Raw genomic sequence first — 1302 nt, 5'->3', positions numbered from 1 at the left:
AAAGAGATTAAGAAAGAGATTAAGAAGGTTGAGCCTGAGAAGAAAGTTGCTGAGAAGCCAAAACCGAAACCAAAACCTAAGGCTCAAATAGCGAAAAAGCCCAAGCCAAAAATTAAGCCGAAAGCAAAAGATATTCAGTTGGCACGAGAGAAAGCCAAAACATCTGGTTTGCTAGCGATGAGTAATCAGTTGTCTGCACTAAGTAGCTTAGCTGATAGCGTTAAACTCGATACGCCCAAAACGATTTCGGCAAAACCTATTGCTCGTAAAGTTGAAGATAAGCTCGCCTCAAGAGCGAAAACTTCACGCAGTGCAGGCATTGATGAAACCAAGTTGACGCAAGAAACACAGAGAATGGAATTGGCCTCAAGAGAGATGACGGAAGTAGAAAAAGCTGAAGAAATTCAAACCGCGCTTGAACTGGCAGAACTGGATGCGAAGCGCATGGTTGCTCAGCGTACTCGTGAAGATATTCGTCGCACCATGGACGCCAATAAATCTGCGATTAACAGTATTTATAATCGCGCACTGCGTAAGAAGCCTTCACTGCAAGGAGCCTTTACTGCACAGCTAGTCGTTGAGCCAAGTGGTCAGGTCTCTAGCTGTTCGGCAGTAGAGTCAACACTGAATGAGCCAAGACTGGAAAGCAAAATTTGTAAGCGTCTGCGCTTAGTCAACTTCGGACAGAAGTCAGGTGTCGATCAGGCAACGATTAGCTATCCAATAGAGTTATTCCCAGGCTAGCCCAAATTTATTTGCTATCCATAGGCAGAGGGTTCCGCCCATTCGCTAATGATCGAACTCGTGCTAACCCGCCAGCGAGGCACGGAGGCCTCTGCCTACAAGTATGGTCGCTATCCCAGAAATACGATACTAACCCCCGCTCGTAAGCAGAGGGTTCCGCCCCTCGCTAATGATCATAGCCCGCAATCGAAGCATTGATGCCTCTACCACGAGCTTAGGGTGAATGCCTAAGCAGCGACTTCAGTCGCCGCTTTGGCTGGCTTTTTTGATGCGAGCCCAGAAAAACGCCCCTCAAAATACAGTTTAAGCTTCGAAATTTCCTCTTCATTCAAAAACAAACCGAGTTTGCTGCGGCGCCAGAGAATATCTTCAGCTGAGCGTGCCCATTCGTGTTCAATCAGGTAGTCGACTTCTGCAGAGAATAAGTCGGCACCAAAGTATTCTCCCATATCGCTCATGCCTTGTTTGTTCGCTAGAAAGCTAAAGCAAAGGGTGCCATATGATTTGAGGTAGCGTTGTACGAGAGTATGAGTTAGCCATGGCGCTTTCTTGTTAATA

General features: G+C 46.7%; 2 protein-coding genes. One reads left to right on the top strand and one right to left on the bottom strand.

From position 1 onward, the window contains the following. A partial coding sequence (locus A3756_RS21225) for an AgmX/PglI C-terminal domain-containing protein (protein WP_068554571.1) occupies nucleotides 1-744 on the top strand: 744 nt, incomplete at its 5' end. Nucleotides 745-971: 227 nt separating this feature from the next. On the opposite strand, the gene A3756_RS21220 is transcribed toward A3756_RS21225, so the two are convergent. Then, nucleotides 972-1302, bottom strand: a 331-nt coding sequence (locus tag A3756_RS21220; protein WP_304438918.1) for a glycerol-3-phosphate dehydrogenase C-terminal domain-containing protein, incomplete at its 5' end; no start/stop codon positions are given.

It is taken from the genome of Oleiphilus sp. HI0086 (assembly GCF_001635225.1).
This window is presented reverse-complemented; position numbering and strand designations above follow the sequence as displayed.